Below are 18383 nucleotides of genomic sequence, written 5' to 3'. Positions count from 1 at the left end.
TGTTTGGGTTGCAGCCCCAAGGCATGGGGCTTAACCAACGAACACCCCGGCTTCGGGGTTTACACCAGCGGATATGGTCACGCTCATCTTATGCCAGAGCCCGAGCCAGCAGGTGGATTGGATGTTCACAGCGGAAGCTTGTGCTCATCTCGATCTGCCATTTACAGGTCTCGCAATCGGTGATCACCAGATCGGGGGCCAGGCGGTTGATTTGATCAAACAGCCCTTCGCCGATGGTCTGGCTGGTCTGGTAGTTCTCCGACTTGAAGCCGTAGGTGCCGGCGATACCGCAGCACTGGGAGTCCAGCACGGTCACCTTGACTCCGGGGATGGCGCGCAGCAGCTCAAGGGTATAGATGACGCCGCCCATCTTCTCCATGTGGCAGGGGGTGTGGTAGGCGATGTGCAGATTGAGCGGCTTCATCGCCGGTTTGTTGCCCTTGTAGAACTCGTTCCACAGGAAGCGGGTTACCAGGGAGATGCGATCCCGCACCTTGTGGTTGTCCTGCTCCAGCAGGTGGGGGTATTCGTCCCGCAGGGTGAAGCCACAGGTGGAGGAGGTGGCCAGCAGCGGCATCTCATTGCCCAGCAGGGAGTTCTCCATCTGCTTGATATTAAAGGCCGCCTGCTGCTTGGCCTTGTCCATGAAGCCGTTGGCAATGAGCGGTACGCCGCAGCACTTCTCCCGCTCCAGCAACTGCACGCCGATGTTCATGGCGTTGAGCACCTGCACCAGCTCCTTGCCAAGCTGCGGGTGGTTGTAGTTGACGTAGCAGCCGTGGAAGTAGGCTATCTGGCGCGCAAAGCGGGCCTGAGATTCTTTTTGCTTCTTGTACCAGCCGCGGAAGGTGCCCTGGGAGTATTTGGGCAGATCGCGGTGGGAGGAGACCCCCAGCGCCTTGTCCAGCACCAGTTTCATCGGCTTGAGGCCGGTGGCGAAGTTGACCACCGGCGCCATCAGGGTAGACATGCTACCCATCAGATCGGTGTGGGAGAGCACGAACTCGCGGATCCCCGGTTTGAAACCGCTGTACTGGTGTTTGGCTTTGGCAATGATGTCACCGATGCGCACCCCGCTCGGGCAGGCTACTTCGCAGCGCTTGCAGTTGGTGCAGTGCTTGAGAGCGCTGTCAAACAGCTCCGGGCTCTTGATCCGCAGGCGCTCGCCATCCGGGCCCGCCTGTTTCGGGCCGGGGTAGGCGGGGTTGGCCTTGGCCACCGGGCAGTAGGCGGTACAGACGGTGCATTTGATGCACTGATCGAAAGTTTGGTTGGCGTGATCCAGTAGCATGTCAGTTCTCCTCCCGTAGGGTGTGAAGGCACGGGATATGGGACAAAGTAATCATTGGGCCGCGCCCAGAATATGGCCGGCAGCCTGCCAGCCGGTAGCAACGGCAACGCCAGAGCCTGAGCCCTCTTTAATGGGGTCGTAATGGGCCAAGACACTGCCCGCGCCATAGAGGTTGGTGAGCGGCTTGCCGCCGCGCAGCACTCTGAGCTGGTCGTCGGTCTTGACCCCGAATCCCATAAAGGGGTGATGGTCAAACAGGCGACGACCGGCCCAGGCATCGCGCTCCTCCAGACTCAGCACATCGGCATCGAAGATGGGCTCGCGAATGCCACGCAGACGGGACTCCAGCCCGCGACTAAAGAAGCTGCCGGAGGCGAGCACGAAGTTGTCCGCCTCGAACAGTTGATCATCGCCATTCTGGGTATGTACGCCGACCACCCGATCACCCTCGTAACGGGCGCCCAGCACCCGCTCGCTGGTGAGGAAGGTGCCGCCAAGGGCCATAAAGCGGCGCTTGAGGGCTTCCTGCATCCGCATCCCGATCAGTGATGGCGGCATGGTCGCCACCTCCTTGATGGTGCAGCCGGTACGCTGCTCCAGCTCCGCCAGACGCGGGCCAACCAGCCCCAGCGACAGGCAGGCGGGCAGCACGATATGGCTGCAGCCCGGTTCGCCACTCTCCTGCACCATGCGGCTGATCTCGCGGGCCAGGTCCGCTACCAGATGGTGTTTGTCACAGAGGCGCGCGATATCGGCGGAGCGAAACTCGTGGGGATTGCGGCTGAATTCCGCCAGCTGGGGCAGGCGGATTTCGCCGGTCAGAATGCGGCAGTGGGCAAAGCGGGGATGGGTCGCCAGATTGGCGGCCGCCAGTGCCGGATGAAAGTCGCGAAAGCCCTCGAGGGTGGCCAGCAGCAGCATGTCCGGGATCGGCGCATCGGTGACACAGGCACAAGTATCGGGGGAGAGCCAGGTACGTTTGAGGGTACCGATGGGGGTCAGGCGCTGGTGATTGGTGTCGTGGCGAACCAGCGGCAATCCCTGCTCGGCGCAGTGGCGCTGCAGATCGGCCAGGCTCGCTTCGATATTCTGCATTCCGACTTTGCAGTAGGGGTGATCCGGATGGGCCGCCATAAAGGCGGGCAGGGCGGCGCGGGGATCCCCCTCGCTCTCCAGCAGGTCGACCGAGCCAGAGGAGAAGTGCAGGGCACTCTGGCCTGAGGCCATCAGCAGGGTCTTCTGTCCTGCCTCCACCAGCCGCAGGGCAGCTGAGAGTCCCGCCATGCCACCGCCGATAACGATATTGTCAAACTTCATGACGGCTCTCCTTGTGAGTGGTCTCGCTGGTTGGGTCGCGTGGGGTATCGGCGACCAGCTGTGGCGCCGTCCATTCCCCCAGGCCAAACAGCCCTTCGTAGATCCAGTAGGTGAACTCGGCCTCGCGCAGGGCATCACCCCACAGGACGGGGCGGGTTCCCTTGTAACGCTCCTCGAGGAACTGGCGCAGCATGACGCAGGCCTGACGACCGTCCGCCTTGCCATACTCCTGCATCAGGCCGGCGGCGCGATAGGCACAGAGCTCGCCCTGACAGGGCCCCATCCCCAGACGGGTGCGGCGGCGCAGATCGATGAGGTTGTCCACATCCAGCTCGCGCAGGGCGTATTCGATTTCGCCCGCGGTGACCATTTCGCACTCGCAGATCAGGGCGTTGGCCTTGGGATTGTCACGGAAGAAGGCGATGACCCGCTCGCCGTGGCGGTACTGGGCGGAGCCTTCGACCGGCACCGAGAGACCGGGAGCGGAGACCTTTTCCGGATCCCGCGAGCCGGGCAGGCTCAGCTCGGCGGTCTGGCAGGGTTTGCTGTTACCGAGCTTCTTGGCCAGCAGATCGGTGGCCCATTCGGCCATCAGGCGATAGGTCATCAGCTTGCCGCCGGTGATGGTGTTGAAGCCCTTGAGGCCGTCACGCTCGGCGTGATCCAGCAGCACGATACCGCGGCTGATGTTGCGGCCGGTGTCGTCACCGTCCACCGCCACCAGCGGGCGTACCCCGGCGTAGGCGCGCAGCAGACGGGTGCGGGCCATGATGGGAGCAAGCTTGATACCTTCGCGCAGCAACACTTCGACCTCTTCGGGTTCGACGGTGAGCTGGTCAATCTTGTTGTAATCGATGCGACTCGAGGTGGTGCCGATGAGGGAGATGGTGTCGCCCGGCACCAGAATGTCCGCATCCGCCGGTTTGCGAGCACGGTTGAGCACCAGCTGGTTGATGCGGTAATCCATGATGAGCAGGGAGCCCTTGGCCGGGAACATGCGGATGCCGAGATCGGCGTATTCGCAAATTTGCTGGCCCCAGATGCCGGCGGCGTTGATCACCTCCTGACACTCCACCTCGAACGCTTCGCCGGTGCGGGTATTGATCGCCTTGACCCCGTGCACCCGATCTTGCGTGCGCAACAGCCCCAGCACCTTGCAGTGGGTAAAGATGCGCGCGCCGTGCTCTTTGGCGTCCAGCACGTTGGCCGCGGCGAGGCGGAATGGATCGACCGTGCCATCCGGGACGTGGATGGCGCCGATCATTGCCGGGTTGGCGTTGGGCTCCATACACAAGGCTTCGCGGGGATCGAGCTGACGGGTTTCGATCCCGGCCAGGGCGCAGGCATCCATAAAGGTGGTTTGGAAATTGATGTCATCTTCCGGCAGGGTGAGGAAGAGGCCGCCGGTGTCTTCGACACAGTGGCTGGCAATCCGCTTGAGGATGCGGTTTTCCTGGATGCATTCGCGAGCTGACTCCTGATCCGTCACCGCGTAGCGGGCACCGGAGTGGAGCAGGCCGTGGTTGCGGCCGGTGGTGCCGGCGGCGATATCATCGCGCTCGAGCAGGATGCAGTCGATACCGCGCAGTGCGCAATCGCGCATGATGCCGGCCCCTGTGGCACCGCCGCCTATGATGACGACTTGTGTAGTTATTCTTTTCATTGTTGCCCGTCTCATCTCTTCCAGATGAGGCCAGTGTGGCCTACTTCTGAGTGGAAATGTTTGATATGGGCCAAATTTGCGTTCGCAAGCGCTCATTTCCCCGCGCGTTAATGAGCATTGTGTGACATTTGTCACGCTTGTTATCGCATCGGTTTATGGGCAGCTGGCGAATAACAGGCACAAAAAAGGGGCATCGGATGCCCCTTGTCACTGTTTGACGAGTCTGGTGGGTGTGTTATGGGTCAGCCGCAGCACTTCTTGTGCTTTTTGCCGCTGCCACAGGGGCAGGGATCGTTGCGGCCGGTTTTGGGCGGAAGGGGATCGATCTCCCCTTCGGTGTAGACCCAGCGCCCCTGATAACGCACGAAGCGGGAGCGCTCATGGAGGCAGTGGCGCTCATTCCCCTCCAGAAACCAGGCTTTGAACTCCACCATTCCGGATTCATCCTCCGGGTCGCCCTGGCTGGCGATGATCTCGAGACCGTCCCAGCGGGTGTCGATGCGAGAGAGCTCTTCGCCGGTGAGGCCGCCAAGGTGGGCCGGGTGCCAGCTATGGACCAGATACTCCCCCAGACCGAGCACAAAAGCGCTGTAGCGCGAGCGCATCAGCTGCACGGGAGTTTGGGCGGGCGCGCCGCGGTGAAGTGAACCGCAGCACAGTTCGAGAGAAAGGGTTGAGCCGCAAGGACAAAGATTCATGATTTTCATGTTCTGGCCGATTTGTTTAAGGGAATTGTAACGAAAGCTGGGCTAGCCCTACCAGCACCTATACTGATGAGTAGGCTAGGAATTCCAATAAAAACAGCTGCAAGGATGTGAAAGATGACGCTAAAACAGAAAATCCTGTTACTGGGTGCAGTCCCCGTACTGCTGATGGCCCTGGTGGTCAACCTAAGTAACTACATGGTCTCCAAAAGCGCTCTGGAGTCTGAGCTGGTGGTGGCGAGGGAAGATGCCATCAAGGAGCGCAAGGCGCTGCTCAGCAGTTACATCATGATGGCCAAAACCGCCATTGATGCCGTTTATGCACTGCCGGATTCACCGGAGAATCGGCAGAAGGTCAAAGAGTTGCTCAGGCCACTGCGTTACAGCAGCGATGGCTACTTCTTTGTCTATGACTTTGAGGGGAACACTGTATTGCTTCCGGTGCGTGCCGAGCTGGAAGGGAAAAACCGCTGGAACGACAAGGATGCCAAGGGCAAGTTGCTGATCCAGGACATCATCAAGGTGGCCCGTCAGGGGGATGGCTTCTCCGAGTACTGGACGGCCAAACCCTCTATCGGTCGCGATGCCCCCAAGCTGGCCTTCAACATGGTGCTGGACAAGTATCAGTGGGTCATCGGTACCGGTTTCTATATCGATGATATCGACAACGATCTGGCCGCCCTGCGGGCAGAGCGCGAGAGCAATATGCACGCGTCGCTGCAGAGCAGTGTGCTGGTGATCTTGCTGATCCTCGGTATTACACTGGCGGCGACTGTGATCGTGGGAAATCGAGTCACCAAGCCGCTGGCAGATGCCGTGTTGGCATTGAACGATATTGCCAATGGAGACGGGGATCTGACCCAGCGGCTCAAGGTGCAGAGTGACGATGAGATCGGGCAACTGGCTAGCGCCTTCAACCGCTTTGTCGAGCGGATCCAGTCGGTAGTGAGTCAGGTTGGCGAGACCAGTAACCATCTCTTCACCGCCGTTGACAAGCTGCACCATCTGAGTGAGCACTACGACAAGCAGATGCATGGTCATAGCCGGGAGACCGATCAGGTGGTGACTGCGGTGACCGAGATGAGCTCCACCGCCCAAGAGGTGGCTGCCAGTGCCTCCAACGCGGCGACGGCAACCAGTGATGCAGCCCGTGAATCGGACGCCGCTCGTGGTGTGGTCAGCACGGCTATCAACAGCATCAACCGACTGGTGGGGGAGGTGCATACCGCGGCTGGCGTCATCGCACAGTTGGCCCAAGAGACCGCCAAGATTGGTTCTGTGGTCGAGGTTATTCGCGGCATTGCCGAACAGACCAACCTGTTGGCGCTGAATGCGGCGATCGAGGCTGCCCGCGCCGGTGAGCAGGGCCGCGGTTTTGCGGTGGTGGCGGACGAGGTGCGTTCGCTGGCCGGTCGTACCCAGCAGAGCACCAAGGAGATCAATGAGATGCTCCAGCGCTTGCAAGGGGGGGTGAAGCAGGCGGTGGATGTGATGCAGGCGAGCGAGGATCGCAGTCAGGAGACAGTGCAGGAGGCGAGCCATATTGCCAGCTCCCTCGACAGCATGGTGATGGCGGTCAGTACCATCAACGACATGAATATTCAGATCGCTACCGCTGCCGAAGAGCAGCACGCGGTGTCGGAGGAGATCAACAAGAACCTGGTAGCCATTCAGCAAATAGTCAGCGAGCTGACCGATGCAGCCATGGAGTCCAATAGCACCACCCGCGATCTGGCCAATACCGGTGACAAATTGCGCAAACTGGTCTCCCAGTTCCGTTATTGAGCCCGACCATCTCGGTGATATTCACTCAACAATGCGGTCTGAACCCCGGTTCAGACCGCGCTTTATTTGGGGATCGAGCAATAATGTGTGAAAATCGGTGGCCCCAGTTTCAGCCCTTAATCCATACCCTATGAATGAGATCGTGAAAGGCAGTATCGATTTGATCCGTCAGCTCAACTATGGCCTGGTCTATGCCAGTCTGGAGGAGCACAAGGAGCTGTCGCGCACCGATCTCTCCCGCCTGACCGGCCTCTCGCCAGCCAGTATCACCAAGATCACCAGGGAACTGCTCGATGGGGGTCTGGTGGTCACCTGTGGTGAAAGTTCGGTGGGGCGCGGCCGTCGTCAGACCCTGCTGCGTATTAACGAGCGCCGCTTCCAGTTTCTCTCCATGCGTCTTGGCCGTGGCTACGTGGATATGGCGCTGTTTGACTTCTCCGGTCGCTCGCTGGCTCGCCATCGCCACCTCTTTACCGAGCTTGAGCGTAACGACCTGCTGGGCAGCTTAGTACATGCGATCCAGGGGTTCTTGCCGAAAAAGTCTCTCAATCTGGCCTGTATCGCTCTCTGTCTACCCGGACAGGTAGAGCGTCACTCCGGTATGGTCAAACATTTCCCCTTCTATGATCTGCGCAACTGGCCGTTGGGGCCGACCTTGCAGGAGGTGTTCTCGGTACCTGTGCTGGTAAGTGGTGATGTGCGCACCTGGATCCAGGCAGAGCGGGAGTGGGGGGCCGCCAAAAATTGCGCCGATGCGGTGCTGGTGTTTGTCCACAACGACATCGGGGTTGGCATGGTGGTCAATGGCCAGCTTATCGAGAGCGAGAATGCGCTGCTCGGTGATCTTAGCCACCTGCAGCTCGAGCCCTATGGCCAGCGCTGCTACTGCGGCGGCTTTGGCTGCGCCTGTACCCTGGTGACCAATCAGGCGCTGGAGGCGCAATACCGGGATCTGCGCGAGCGGATGCAGGAGCACGACTTGCCCGAGAGCGTTACCATCCGCGAGCTGTGCGAGCTGGCGCTGGCGGGCAACAGCCTCTGTCAGGATATTCTCCATCAGGCGGCGGGCCGCCTCTCCAAGGTGCTATCCAACCTCATCTGCCTGCTCAATCCGGGCAAGCTGCTGCTGGGGGGCGAGATCACCCGTGCCGATCGGCTGCTGTTCCCCATGCTGCACCAGTCGCTGGCGAGCCAGTTGCCCGCCGAATATCTGGTTCGGCTGCAGATTGAATCCACCCACTTCTACGAAGATCCCACCAAGCCCACCTCGGTGCAGGTGCACAAGGCGCTGCGCGATGGCAGCCTGTTGCTGGAGCTGCTGCGCAGCTGTCAGGAGTCGTAAGACAAGAGGAGTTGGCGCAGTGTCTGGCGAAAAGGGCAGGGATTGCTGTTCCGCCAGCGCGTAACTCGGTACAATCTTGCGCTTTTCCGGCAGTCCCCCTGTTATCGCGCCCTGTGGCGCCGTGACATGTTGGCACCGCTGCCGTTCCTGTTTTGACTCCAGTTGTGAACCTAGATGAAGCCTGTTCCTGATCACGCCGTCAACCGCCTGCGGGCCTGGCGCAAGAGTATCTCTACCCGACCGTTTCTTGCCCGTGGCGGCACTCTGGCCCGCTGTCCGGCCTGTCAGCTGCGCGAGGATTGGTGTGCCTGCGAGTGGCGCCCCGAACTCAAAGCAGAGGCAGGTTTCTGCCTGCTGATGTATGACAGTGAGCCGATGAAACCCTCCAACACCGGTCGCCTCATTGCCGATGTGTTGCCGGACACTACCTGGGCGTTTCTCTGGTCACGTACCCAGCCCCATTCCGAGCTGCTGGCACTGCTGGCCGATCCTGTCTGGCAGCCCTATGTAGTCTTTCCCGCTTGCGAGAAGGAGCCTGCCCGCCTGACCGGCGAGGTGACGCTGGCACCCGGCAAAAAGCCGCTCTTTATCCTGCTCGACGGCACCTGGCCGGAGGCGCGCAAGATGTTCAACAAGAGCCCCTATCTGGACGGTTTTCCGGTGCTCGCCATCAAACCCGATGCGCTCTCCACCTACGGCATGCGGGTCGCCAACTGCGACGAGCACCTCTGCACCGCCGAAGTGGCGGCCTGTGTGCTGGAAGTGGCGGGAGAGCTCAAGGCGGGGCAGGCCTTGCAGCACTGGTTCAACTTGTTCAGCAGCCGCTACATGGCCGGTCGGGTCAGCCGTTTCCCCGGTGCCGATGAGGATCATCTCTGTGAAGCGCTGTCGGCCATCAAGGAAGCGAACGTCGCTTCACCGGCTTGCTAACGGACACTTTGAGGGTTGGGCCAGGGGCGTGCCCGTTCTAATTAATGAAAATCAGGAATCAATTGTCTGCCACTGTTTCGTTAGATTCATGGTCAGTGGCCCGCTAGGATAGCGAACAGCCTGTGCAGCCCCCCGCACAACGTCGCTTTGGTTAGCTCCGGTTGCTCGATCCTTCGGGCAACCCACTCTCGAGAGGTCTATGGATGGAATTGGAACTGGTTACCCTGTTTGCCCTGTTCGGTGTGGCGCTTGTTGCCGGCTTTATCGATGCCATCGCCGGTGGCGGTGGTCTGCTGACGGTGCCTGCTCTGCTGGCCACCGGCATGCCCCCCGCGCTGGTGCTCGGCACCAACAAGCTGCAGAGCAGTTTTGGCTCCTTCTCCGCCACCTGGTTCTATGCCCGCAAGGGGTTGCTGGAGTGGGCCATGATCTGGCCTGCGGTGATCTGCACCTTTATCGGTGCGGCTATCGGCACGCTGGCGGTGCAGACCATAGACGCTGCCATTCTCGAGCGTCTGCTCCCTTTCCTGCTGATGGCCTTTGCCTGCTACTTCTACTTCTCGCCGCGGGTAAGCGATGCCGAGAGCTCCCGTCGTCTCACCCCCATGCTGTTTGCGCTGCTGGTAGGGGGCGGTGTCGGCTTTTATGACGGCTTCTTCGGGCCCGGCACAGGTTCGTTTTTTGCCATTGGTTTCGTGGCGCTGGCGGGCTTTGGCATGGCGCGCGCCACCGCCCATACCAAGCTGCTCAACTTCACCTCGAATATCGCCTCCCTGCTGTTCTTTGCGCTCGGTGGCAAGGTGGTGTGGAGTGTCGGCTTCTGCATGGCGCTGGGGCAGTTTATCGGCGCCCGCTTCGGCTCCAAAATGGTGCTGAAAAAAGGTGTGAAGCTGATCAAGCCGCTGCTGGTGACCGTCTCCCTGCTGATGTCCGCCAAGCTGGTGTGGAGCCAGTATCCCGAGCTGTTTGCCTGGATCTGAGTTGTGGCGACTGTGTGACAAATCAGATGTTTACGGGGCCCTCGGGCCCCGTTGTCATATCTGGTGTTTTACAGAGCTAACGTGGTAAGTCGCTGCGGTGGCGAAAGTGTTGGTGCAGGGCGCTAACCAGCCTGGCGATCCGCTCGCGCTTTAGGCTGTTTGGCCGGTAGACCAGATGCAGGGGACGGCCCAGCCCGAGCAGTTGGCGTGCCATCTCCCCCTGTTTTCCCACCAGTCCCAGCAGGCCAGCGGGGAGCAGCACAGGGCCAATACCTGCCTTGGCGAGTTCGATGAGCGCCAGATAGGAGTCGAGCTCCATGGCGGGTTCCAGCCCCAAATCAGCCAGCGGTTCGCGCAGGTAGCGGTTGGAGGGGTTCTCCAGATCCATAGTGAGGATCTTGCACCTGCTTTCTGCGCTGGCTGGCGGCAGGCTCTGCTGCTCCTCGCCAACCAGATAGAAGGGCTCCTCAAGCAGCAGATCGGCGCCGAGGCCATGGCCGGGAGGGAGCCGACCGGCGCAGATGCCGAGCAGGGCATCACCGCTGCGCACCCGCGCCAGAATGACCGGCGTATGGTGGGTGGAGAGGGCAAGGTGGGGATCGCGCTCCAGATAGTCGCGCATAAAGTGGGCGAGGTAGCCTGCCAGCAGGGTTTCGGAGCAGGCGATGGGGAGGGGGCTCTGATCCGCCAGATCCTGGCTATCGGCCAGCACTCCTTTCATCTCGGCCAGACTCGGGGCCACTCGTTCCAGCAGCTCCTTTGCCTGCGGGGTGAGGCGGATCTGGCGCCCCTCCGGCTCGATCAGCTTCTTGCCAAGGCGCAGCTCCAGCTGGGCAATCCGCTTGCTCACCGCCGACTGGCTGATATAGAGGCGACTGGCCACCTTGGCCATGGTCCCTTCACTCGCCAGCAGGCTCAGCGTCTCCAGCCCTTCCAGTAACATCTCGCCCCCTTGTTTATCGCCATCAGGATCGTCACAGATTGATCAGCGCTACCTTAGGGGCTGACTGGCTCAGGAGCAAGGGTCGTTTGCTGCCTTGGCCGGTCGAATGCGCCACTCGCTCAAGGGCGGCGCGAAGATCACCAGATTGCCGATGAGGCTGATCACTACTCCAGCCACCGAGACCGGCTGCCAGACAAAGCCTTCATAGAAGGTGGAGAGGGTAAGCGCCACCAGCGGAAAGAGCACGGTGGCGTAGGAGGCCTTGCTGGCACCGATGCGCCCCACCAGCGTCAGATAGGCGGTAAAGGCGATCACCGAGCCAAACAGGGCGAGGTAGACCATGGCCGCCAGATAGTGGCCATCGGTTGGCACCATCAGTTGCTGCCCGAGCAATGTGACCCAGCCCAGCAACAGCACCACGCCGTAAACCATGCCCCAGGGCACCAGTTGCAGTACGTGGTAGCCGTGGCGCTGGCCCCGGGCCGAGACCAGATTGCCCAGCGAAAAGCAGAGGGTGCCGCAACAGGCGAGCAGCAGCCCCTTCCAGCCGTTTGTACCCAGTTGCGCATTTGCCAGCACCGGCCAGAACAGTAACAGGGTGCCAAAGAGCCCCAGCAAGGAGCCTTGCAGCCAGCGCAGGGTGGGGCGCTTGCGCTCGAACAGCCAGAGGTTGAGACCGTTGAAGATGCTGGCACTGGCGAAGATCACCGCCGACATGCCGCTCGGGATGTAACGGGTGGCGTGGTAGAAGCAGAGAAAGTTGGTGGAAAAGAGCAGGGCTCCGAGCAACGCGGCGTAACGCTGGCCGTGCAAGGGGAGGCGTGGAAAGCGGCCGCTGGCGGTGAGCAGGGCAAACAGTGCCACCGCTGCCAGCAGGAAGCGGTAGAGCACCGACACCTCGATGGGGATGGGGCCAAGTTGCCAGGCGATGGCAATCCAGGTGCTGCCCCAGATAAGCACGGTGGCGAGATAGAGCATCAGGTTCATCACAGTTCCGGTGAGTCAGTGAGAGGTATGACCCACTATGGGGCGGGTCCTGATGGCTGGATTGCACCATCTTGCGGTTTTTCATCGTCACACGCTGTCATCTGCGGGCGTGGTCGGTAAGATGGATGGCTGCGGGATAACCCGTACACATTTCCAGAACAGTTGGCAGGGGCGAATGAAAACAGCAGGGGTATTTGACGCACTGGTCAGCACCGGCGCCCGGCTGGAGGACGCCTGCTGGCTTGAACCCGGGCTTGGCGTCGCCAGTTGGCGCAACTGCTATGACCAGACCCGCTATCACAAGCCGGGCCACCACACCCTGAGCGTGTATCTGCAAGGAGGCGAGCAGACCGAGCGACTCGATGGGCCGGGTGGCCACGGCGGCACCGGCAAGGTGTGCATCATGCCGGATCACCACAGATCCGAGTGGCTGGTGCGCGAAGAGTTTCGCTTCTTTCATCTCTACTTCACCCCGGCTCACCTCACCCGTATTGCCGAGGAGGCGTGTGACAAGGAGGGGCGCCACCTGCAACTGGTGGACAAGACCTTTATCGACGATCCGCAGGCGGCCAGACTGGTGCAGCGCCAGTTGATGCAGCTTCAGTGGCAGCACGGGGTCGATCGGCTGGCACTCTCCCACGGCGCCTGGATGTTGATCCTCCACGCCTACCGCCACCACACCAAGGAGGCTCCCGGTTTGCCGCCTCTACGCGGCGGGCTGGCGCCCGTGGTTATCAAACGGGTGCAGGAGTATCTGCAGGCCCATCTGGCCGACTCGGTCACGCTGGCAGAGCTGGCTCAGCAGGCTGGGTTGAGCGAGTACCACTTCGCCCGCATGTTCGGCCAGAGTCTCGGCTGCCCGCCCCACCGTTATTTGCTGGGGCTACGGCTCAAACGGGCCAAGCAGCTGTTGGCTGGCCCCGAGCCGCTGGCCAGCATCGCCAGTCAGTGTGGCTTCTCTTCCCAGGCCCATTTCGGCAATCGTTTTCGCGAGGCGTTTGGTTTGACGCCGGGGCAGTGGCGGGCACAATTGTCATCTTCCCGTCACAGATAAGCCTGAGACTTTGGGCAAAAGAGGTGTACTCTCTACCACTCATCCATTGAAAGGAATGCCCATTGAATTATCGCAAACGTCAAATTCGTACCCGTCATCTTTGGTTTAGCCACTGGAATGCCCCGCAAGATCGCACCGCTGTTGTTACCCCTCCCGAACCTGCAGTGCCTCACAGTTCACGTTGAAAAAGCCCGGCTGCCGATAGGATTTTTCCGGTAACTTTGCCACTATTGTTCAATCTGAGTGACGTGGACATTGCTGGATGTTTCTGGAACGTATTGAAGTAAAAGGTTTTCGCGGTATAAATCGTCTTTCGCTCGGGCTGGATCACACCACAGTACTGATCGGCGAGAATACCTGGGGCAAGTCGAGCCTGTTGCGCGCCCTCTGGTGTCTGCTGGGGCAGAATGCCGAGCCCTATCAGTTCACCACCGATGATTTTCACCAACCGGAAGATCCCGAACTGGCTCCTTCGCGTCATCTGCAACTGGTGCTCACCTTCAGTGAACACAGGCCACAAATGTGCCAGCACTCCCGTCGCCTGGCTCGCCTGGGCGCTTCCTGGGTGCTGCACAAGGACAAGTTTCATCGTATCCACTATCGTGCCAGCGCCGAGCTGCAAGCGGATGGCTCGGTACTCACCATTCACGACTTTCTCGATGGGGTTGGAAAGAGTCTGCCTATTGCCAATTCTCACGAGCTGGTCAGCCTGCTGATCACCATGAACCCGGTGTTCCGGCTGCGGGATGCTCGCAGTGCTCGCAACGGGGTGGAAACCTTGCAGTGGGGAGACCTCTCGGAGCACAGACTCAGTGAACTGGCCGACAAGCTGATCGATGAGCCCCAGCGTATCGGCGAGCCGGAGCTCAAAGAAGCATTGCAGGCAGTGCGCCAGCTGATGGATCACTATTTCAACGCTCTGGCCCCCATCAAGAACAAACCGCGCAGCCAGCGTGACATCATCAATCGTCCCATGACGCTGCGCAATCCTGGCAACCTGCACACCCTGCTGCGCCATGCCGATAACCGCACCCTGCAACTGGCGATGGCCGGGATGGCGGCGACCCTGCTGCAGGCGCGAGGCAATCGCGAGCTGGAGGAGGGGGCTCGCCCCATCATGATCCTCGAAGATCCCGAGAGCCGCCTGCACCCCACCATGCTGGCGCTGGCGTGGGGGCTGCTGGAACAACTGCCGGGCCAGAAGCTGCTCACCACCAACTCGGGGGACTTGCTTTCTTCACTGCCGCTCAATCAGGTACGACGACTGGTGCGTCGGCAGCAGGATATCCTCTGTCACCAGCTGGGGGGCGAGCGCTACAGCAGCGACGATCTGCGCAAGATCGCCTTCCATGTGCGGATCAACCGCCCGATGTCGCTATTTGCCCGTTGCTGGCTGCTGGTGGAGGGGGAGACCGAAATCTGGTTGCTCTCCGAGCTGGCCCAGATCTGCGGCTACAGCTTGCGGGCCGAAGGGGTGCGGATCATCGAGTTTGCCCAGTGCGGCCAGTCGCCGCTCATCAAGGTGGCGCGGGATTTTGGCATCGAGTGGCACCTGCTCACCGATGGCGACGAGGCGGGGCTCAAGTATGCCGCCTCGGCCCGCGGTCAGCTCAAGGGCGAGCGGGAGCGGGATCGCTTGACCCAGCTCCCTGCCGCCGACATCGAGCACTACCTCTATCACAACGGCTTTGAGGCGGTGTTCCGGCGCGAGGCCGGGGTGGGTGGGCGCGCCATGTGGAGCGCCAGCCACATCATCAACAAGGCGATCCATCACCGCAGCAAGCCGGGGATGGCGCTGGCGGTGGTGGAAGAGGCTGAGCGGCTAGGTGCCGACCATATTCCGCCGGTGATCCGCCAGATGTTTGCCCGGGTGGTGGCGCTGGCCCGCGGTCAGGGCTGAATCCGGCGCCGCATCCCGTCACTATGGGCATGGCTGCCAGCAGGGCGCCCTTCAAGGTGGGCTGTGCTGGCGGAAATTGCCCCGGATTGTTTGCCCCTGATCGTTTGTCACGATTGGGGATAGCCGCAGGTTTGGGTATACTCGCCCACTCTTCTCTGGCGCCCCGCTGGCGCACTTCGAATCCTTGCTGCTGGAGGCATCATGTTCGTCCAACTCCCTTTTTGGCTCTTTCCCCTCACCGGACTGATGGCGCTCGGCGCGCTGATCGCCCTTGGCATCGTGCTGTGGCGCGGTGATCTCTGCCCCGGCCAGCGTTCGCGGATCAGTCAGCAGCTCTTCTCCATCTGGGTTATTACCGCTCTCTCTTTGATGCTGGCGGTGGAGGCCAAGGCGGCCAGCTGGCTCATCTGGAGTGGTGGTATTGCGCTGGTGTCGGGGATCGGCCTCTCGCTCGCCCAATCCCGGCTGGAAGGCAAACGTTCAGTCCCCTCGACGCTGCTCTGGTTACCGGCGTTGCCCCTCGCTGTGTATGGCGTCGGGCTGCTGCAACTGCAGGGCTGGGTGAGCGGTCTGCTGCAGATGGCGATGCTGGGGGCGGCGTTTGCCCACCTGATGTTGCTGCGAGCCCGTCATCGCCTCACTGCGTTCAATACCTTGCTGCCGCTGGCTGCGCTGGCGGGCGCCATGGCCAGCCTTGTCTGGCTGGCCGTGCTGGTGGGCTGGCAAGGGGCTGAAGCCAATCTCGATGCTTTGATCCCGGCGGTGGTGACACAGGCTGCGTTGCTGGTGGCCTCTCTGCTGCTCTGGTTCAGCCCGCTCTACTTGCAGCGTGATACCGCGCCAGTGGTGGTCTCCACCTCCCTGTGTGGCCTGCTGATCGCCCAGATCGCCGCTACCAGCGTGTTGCACCAGCTGATCTGACACTGGCGCTGAAAAGAGAAAGCCCCGAGCCAAGGTCCGGGGCTTTTTCATATCTGACTCCGAGAATCAATAGAAGTCATCGGCCCCGCAGATAAACAGGCAACTGCTGCGTGGCTGGGCGAGATACTCTCTGGTCAACCCTTCCAGCGGCATGCCGAAGGTGCAGATATCTTGCGGCGAGGGGAGGGCGGTATCGAGGATCCGCCGCCAGTAGCCGCCGACTCCCTTGGGGGGGCTGGGCAGGTTGAAGGTGAGGGGCTCCCAGTATGCGTTGAACAGTACATAGAGTGCCAGCTTGGTTTCGCTCGACAGGGCCGACATGGCGATAGCATGGGAGTGGGGACTGAGGTCTGGCTGCATGGCATTGACGCCGTGCCAACAGATCTCGCTGTGCCGCAGGATCTCGGTGAGCGACAGCGGCATGCTCTCCTGCTCCGGGCGTTGGAACAGGTGTTTGCGATATTGGATCAGCTCCTTCATAAAGCGGAACATCTCCTGGCTGCGGGGAGTTGGTTGCCAATCCATCCAGCAGGTCGGGTTGTCCTGACAGTAACCGTTGTTGTTGCCGTGCTGGGTGCGCAGCAGTTCATCCCCCATCAACAGCATCGGGGATCCCACCGATAACAGGGTTGCCACCATCATGTTTTTGGCCTGGCGCGTGCGCAGGGCGTTGATCTGGGGATCTTCCGTTACCCCTTCATGGCCGTGGTTCCAGCTGAAGTTGTGATCACAGCCATCGCGGTTCTGCTCACCGTTGGCCTCGTTATGCTTGTTGTTGTAGCTGGCCCAGTCCCACAGGGTAAAGCCGTCGTGGCAGGTGACGAAATTGATACTCTTCTCGGGATCTGCGTGGTGATAGTGGTAGATGTCGGGACTGCCGCAGAGCCGCTCGACAAAGGCGGTGACGCTGTTGTCATCCCCGCGCAGAAACCGGCGTACGTCGTCCCTGAACTGGCCGTTCCACTCACGCCAGCGGGCGCCGGCCAGTGACCCCACCTGATAGAGTCCCCCCGCATCCCAGGCTTCGGCGATCAACTTGATATCGGCAATCTTGGGGTCGGTATCTATGGTACGCAGGGTCGGGGCATTGGCTTGGGGCTGACCCGATTCGTCCCGCGACAGGATGGCTGCAAGATCAAACCTGAAGCCATCGACGTGCATCTCCTGACGCCAGAAGTGGAGGCTGTCCATGATCATCCGCAGCACCACCGGATGGGCGCCGTTGAAGGTATTGCCGCAGCCCGAATAGTTGGTGTCCTTCTGGTTGTTGTCGAGGATGTAGTAGGCCTCGTTGTCGATGCCGCGAAACGAGAAGGTGGGGCCATCATCTCCCCCTTCGGCGGTGTGGTTGTAAACCACGTCCAGGATCACCTCGATATTGGCCTTGTGCAGCGCCTTGACCATGTCGCGAAATTCGGTCAATGGATCATCGCCGCGGGCGTATTGGGCGTGGGGGGCGAAAAAGGACATGGGGCTGTAACCCCAGTAGTTGGAGAGTCCTTTGGGCGCATCCTGAGGATCGAACTGGAACACTGGCAGCAGCTCGACGGCGGTGACGCCGAGAGATTGCAGATAGGGGATCTTCTCAATCAGCCCGAGATAGGTGCCACGCAGCGCCGGATCGACCCCGGAGCTCGGGGACTTGGTAAAGCCCCCCAGATGCAGCTCGTAGATCACCGAGCGGGAGAGGGAGTGAGCGGGCAGTTTGTCTCCTTCCCAGTCGTAGTGGCGAGTATCGACCACCTTGTTCTTGGCGCAACAAGCCAGATTGCTGCCTGGACGGGCCGCCGCCCATCGATCGTAATTGGCGCCAAGCTCGATGCTGCGGCCGTAAGGGTCGAGCAACACCTTCTCGGCATCGAAGCGGGTGCCGCCATATGGGCGCCACGGGCCCTGAATGCGATAGGCGTAACGTTGCCCGACCGAGATCCCCTCCACATGGATATGCCAGTAGTAGGCGGTGCGGTTAAGGCGCGGGGAGAGGGGGATCACCTCGGGGGTCGCATCGTCTGCGCTTGCGAAGAGCAGCAGTTCGACCCGGCTGGCGAGGCGTGCCCAGATCGCAAAGTTGACGCCGTTACTGTCGGGTGTGGCCCCCAACTGACGGCAGTGACCGGCGGAGATGCGCATATTCTACCTACCCAAAATGAGGAGTGTTCACCTCATTGAGTGTAGTGCCGGATGCCTGGCAAGGACTCGATTGCCTGAAAAAACAGCATGATGCTGCTAATGACCGCACTATTTGTCCGATTAATCTACGAATAAACTTTTTTTGAGATATTTACTTGCAATCTGTGCGCTGGCGCCTATTATTGGCGACCTCAGACGCGGGGTGGAGCAGCCCGGTAGCTCGTCGGGCTCATAACCCGAAGGTCGTCAGTTCAAATCTGGCCCCCGCAACCATCTGAGATCCTGACCAGTCAAGCCGGTGTCACCGGTTGGTGGAAAAGGATAAATCGAACTGGCTACTGCTCGGCCACTTCGAGAAAAATTCGGACGCGGGGTGGAGCAGCTCGGTAGCTCGTCGGGCTCATAACCCGAAGGTCGTCGGTTCAAATCCGGCCCC

14 protein-coding genes and 1 tRNA gene are annotated in these 18383 nt (G+C 60.9%); 8 read left to right on the top strand and 7 right to left on the bottom strand.

Annotated elements, in window-relative coordinates:
• Positions 1-88: 88 nt before the first annotated feature.
• From glpC to G5171_RS06815, 4 genes are all read right to left on the bottom strand, one after another.
• Positions 89-1291, bottom strand: a complete 1203-nt coding sequence (glpC, locus tag G5171_RS06830) for an anaerobic glycerol-3-phosphate dehydrogenase subunit GlpC (protein WP_421244982.1) — start codon at positions 1289-1291, stop codon at positions 89-91.
• Positions 1292-1342: 51 nt separating this feature from the next.
• Entirely contained in the window at positions 1343-2608 is a 1266-nt protein-coding gene (gene glpB, locus G5171_RS06825) for a glycerol-3-phosphate dehydrogenase subunit GlpB (protein ID WP_421244983.1), read from the bottom strand.
• On the bottom strand, positions 2598-4271 hold the full coding sequence (glpA, locus tag G5171_RS06820) for an anaerobic glycerol-3-phosphate dehydrogenase subunit A (RefSeq protein ID WP_421244984.1): 1674 nt from the start codon (positions 4269-4271) through the stop codon (positions 2598-2600). Before glpA ends, glpB begins: the two co-directional genes overlap by 11 nt.
• A 242-nt stretch (positions 4272-4513) precedes the next feature.
• A complete protein-coding gene (locus G5171_RS06815) occupies positions 4514-4969 on the bottom strand; it encodes a YchJ family protein (protein WP_421259982.1) in 456 nt (151 codons plus the stop codon).
• A gap of 123 nt (positions 4970-5092) precedes the next feature.
• Between G5171_RS06815 and G5171_RS06810 the strand changes: the two genes are divergently transcribed.
• The 4 genes from G5171_RS06810 to G5171_RS06795 all read left to right on the top strand — a co-directional run bounded on the left by G5171_RS06810 (position 5093) and on the right by G5171_RS06795 (position 10012).
• Positions 5093-6760, top strand: coding sequence for a methyl-accepting chemotaxis protein (locus tag G5171_RS06810; RefSeq protein ID WP_005346058.1), 1668 nt, complete (start codon positions 5093-5095; stop codon positions 6758-6760).
• A gap of 130 nt (positions 6761-6890) precedes the next feature.
• Positions 6891-8102 (top strand): ROK family transcriptional regulator, encoded by a 1212-nt coding sequence (locus tag G5171_RS06805; protein WP_005346056.1) that lies wholly within the window; start codon positions 6891-6893, stop codon positions 8100-8102.
• Positions 8103-8276: 174 nt separating this feature from the next.
• On the top strand, positions 8277-9032 hold the full coding sequence (locus G5171_RS06800; RefSeq protein WP_005346055.1) for a tRNA-uridine aminocarboxypropyltransferase: 756 nt from the start codon (positions 8277-8279) through the stop codon (positions 9030-9032).
• A 203-nt stretch (positions 9033-9235) separates the two neighbouring features.
• The gene (locus G5171_RS06795) at positions 9236-10012 is read left to right on the top strand and encodes a TSUP family transporter (RefSeq protein WP_005333472.1); all 777 of its coding nucleotides are present in this window, start codon (positions 9236-9238) and stop codon (positions 10010-10012) included.
• 76 nt (positions 10013-10088) lie between these two features.
• Here the strand turns inward: G5171_RS06795 and G5171_RS06790 are convergent, their stop codons facing one another.
• On the bottom strand, positions 10089-10955 hold the full coding sequence (locus G5171_RS06790) for a LysR family transcriptional regulator (protein WP_421244987.1): 867 nt from the start codon (positions 10953-10955) through the stop codon (positions 10089-10091).
• A 69-nt stretch (positions 10956-11024) separates the two neighbouring features.
• Complete coding sequence (locus G5171_RS06785; RefSeq protein ID WP_421244988.1) at positions 11025-11942, bottom strand: DMT family transporter; 918 nt, start codon at positions 11940-11942, stop codon at positions 11025-11027.
• A gap of 175 nt (positions 11943-12117) precedes the next feature.
• On the opposite strand from G5171_RS06785, the gene G5171_RS06780 reads away from it, so the two are divergent.
• The 3 genes from G5171_RS06780 (at position 12118) to G5171_RS06770 (ending at position 15817) form a co-directional block, all read left to right on the top strand.
• Positions 12118-12996, top strand: a complete 879-nt coding sequence (locus G5171_RS06780; RefSeq protein ID WP_421259981.1) for a helix-turn-helix domain-containing protein — start codon at positions 12118-12120, stop codon at positions 12994-12996.
• A 262-nt stretch (positions 12997-13258) separates the two neighbouring features.
• On the top strand, positions 13259-14896 hold the full coding sequence (locus G5171_RS06775; RefSeq protein WP_421244990.1) for an ATP-dependent endonuclease: 1638 nt from the start codon (positions 13259-13261) through the stop codon (positions 14894-14896).
• A 201-nt stretch (positions 14897-15097) separates the two neighbouring features.
• Positions 15098-15817: a hypothetical protein gene (locus G5171_RS06770; protein WP_421244991.1), complete on the top strand. Its 720-nt coding sequence runs from the start codon at positions 15098-15100 to the stop codon at positions 15815-15817.
• 66 nt (positions 15818-15883) lie between these two features.
• Here the strand turns inward: G5171_RS06770 and glgX are convergent, their stop codons facing one another.
• Positions 15884-17947, bottom strand: coding sequence for a glycogen debranching protein GlgX (gene glgX / locus G5171_RS06765; RefSeq protein ID WP_421244992.1), 2064 nt, complete (start codon positions 17945-17947; stop codon positions 15884-15886).
• Between the two features lie 196 nt (positions 17948-18143).
• On the opposite strand from glgX, the gene G5171_RS06760 reads away from it, so the two are divergent.
• A tRNA-Met gene (locus G5171_RS06760) sits at positions 18144-18220 on the top strand.
• Positions 18221-18383: the final 163 nt, after the last annotated feature.

Source organism: Aeromonas sp. 600774 (assembly GCF_049175075.1).
Lineage (GTDB): Bacteria > Pseudomonadota > Gammaproteobacteria > Enterobacterales > Aeromonadaceae > Aeromonas > Aeromonas veronii_A.
This window is presented reverse-complemented; position numbering and strand designations above follow the sequence as displayed.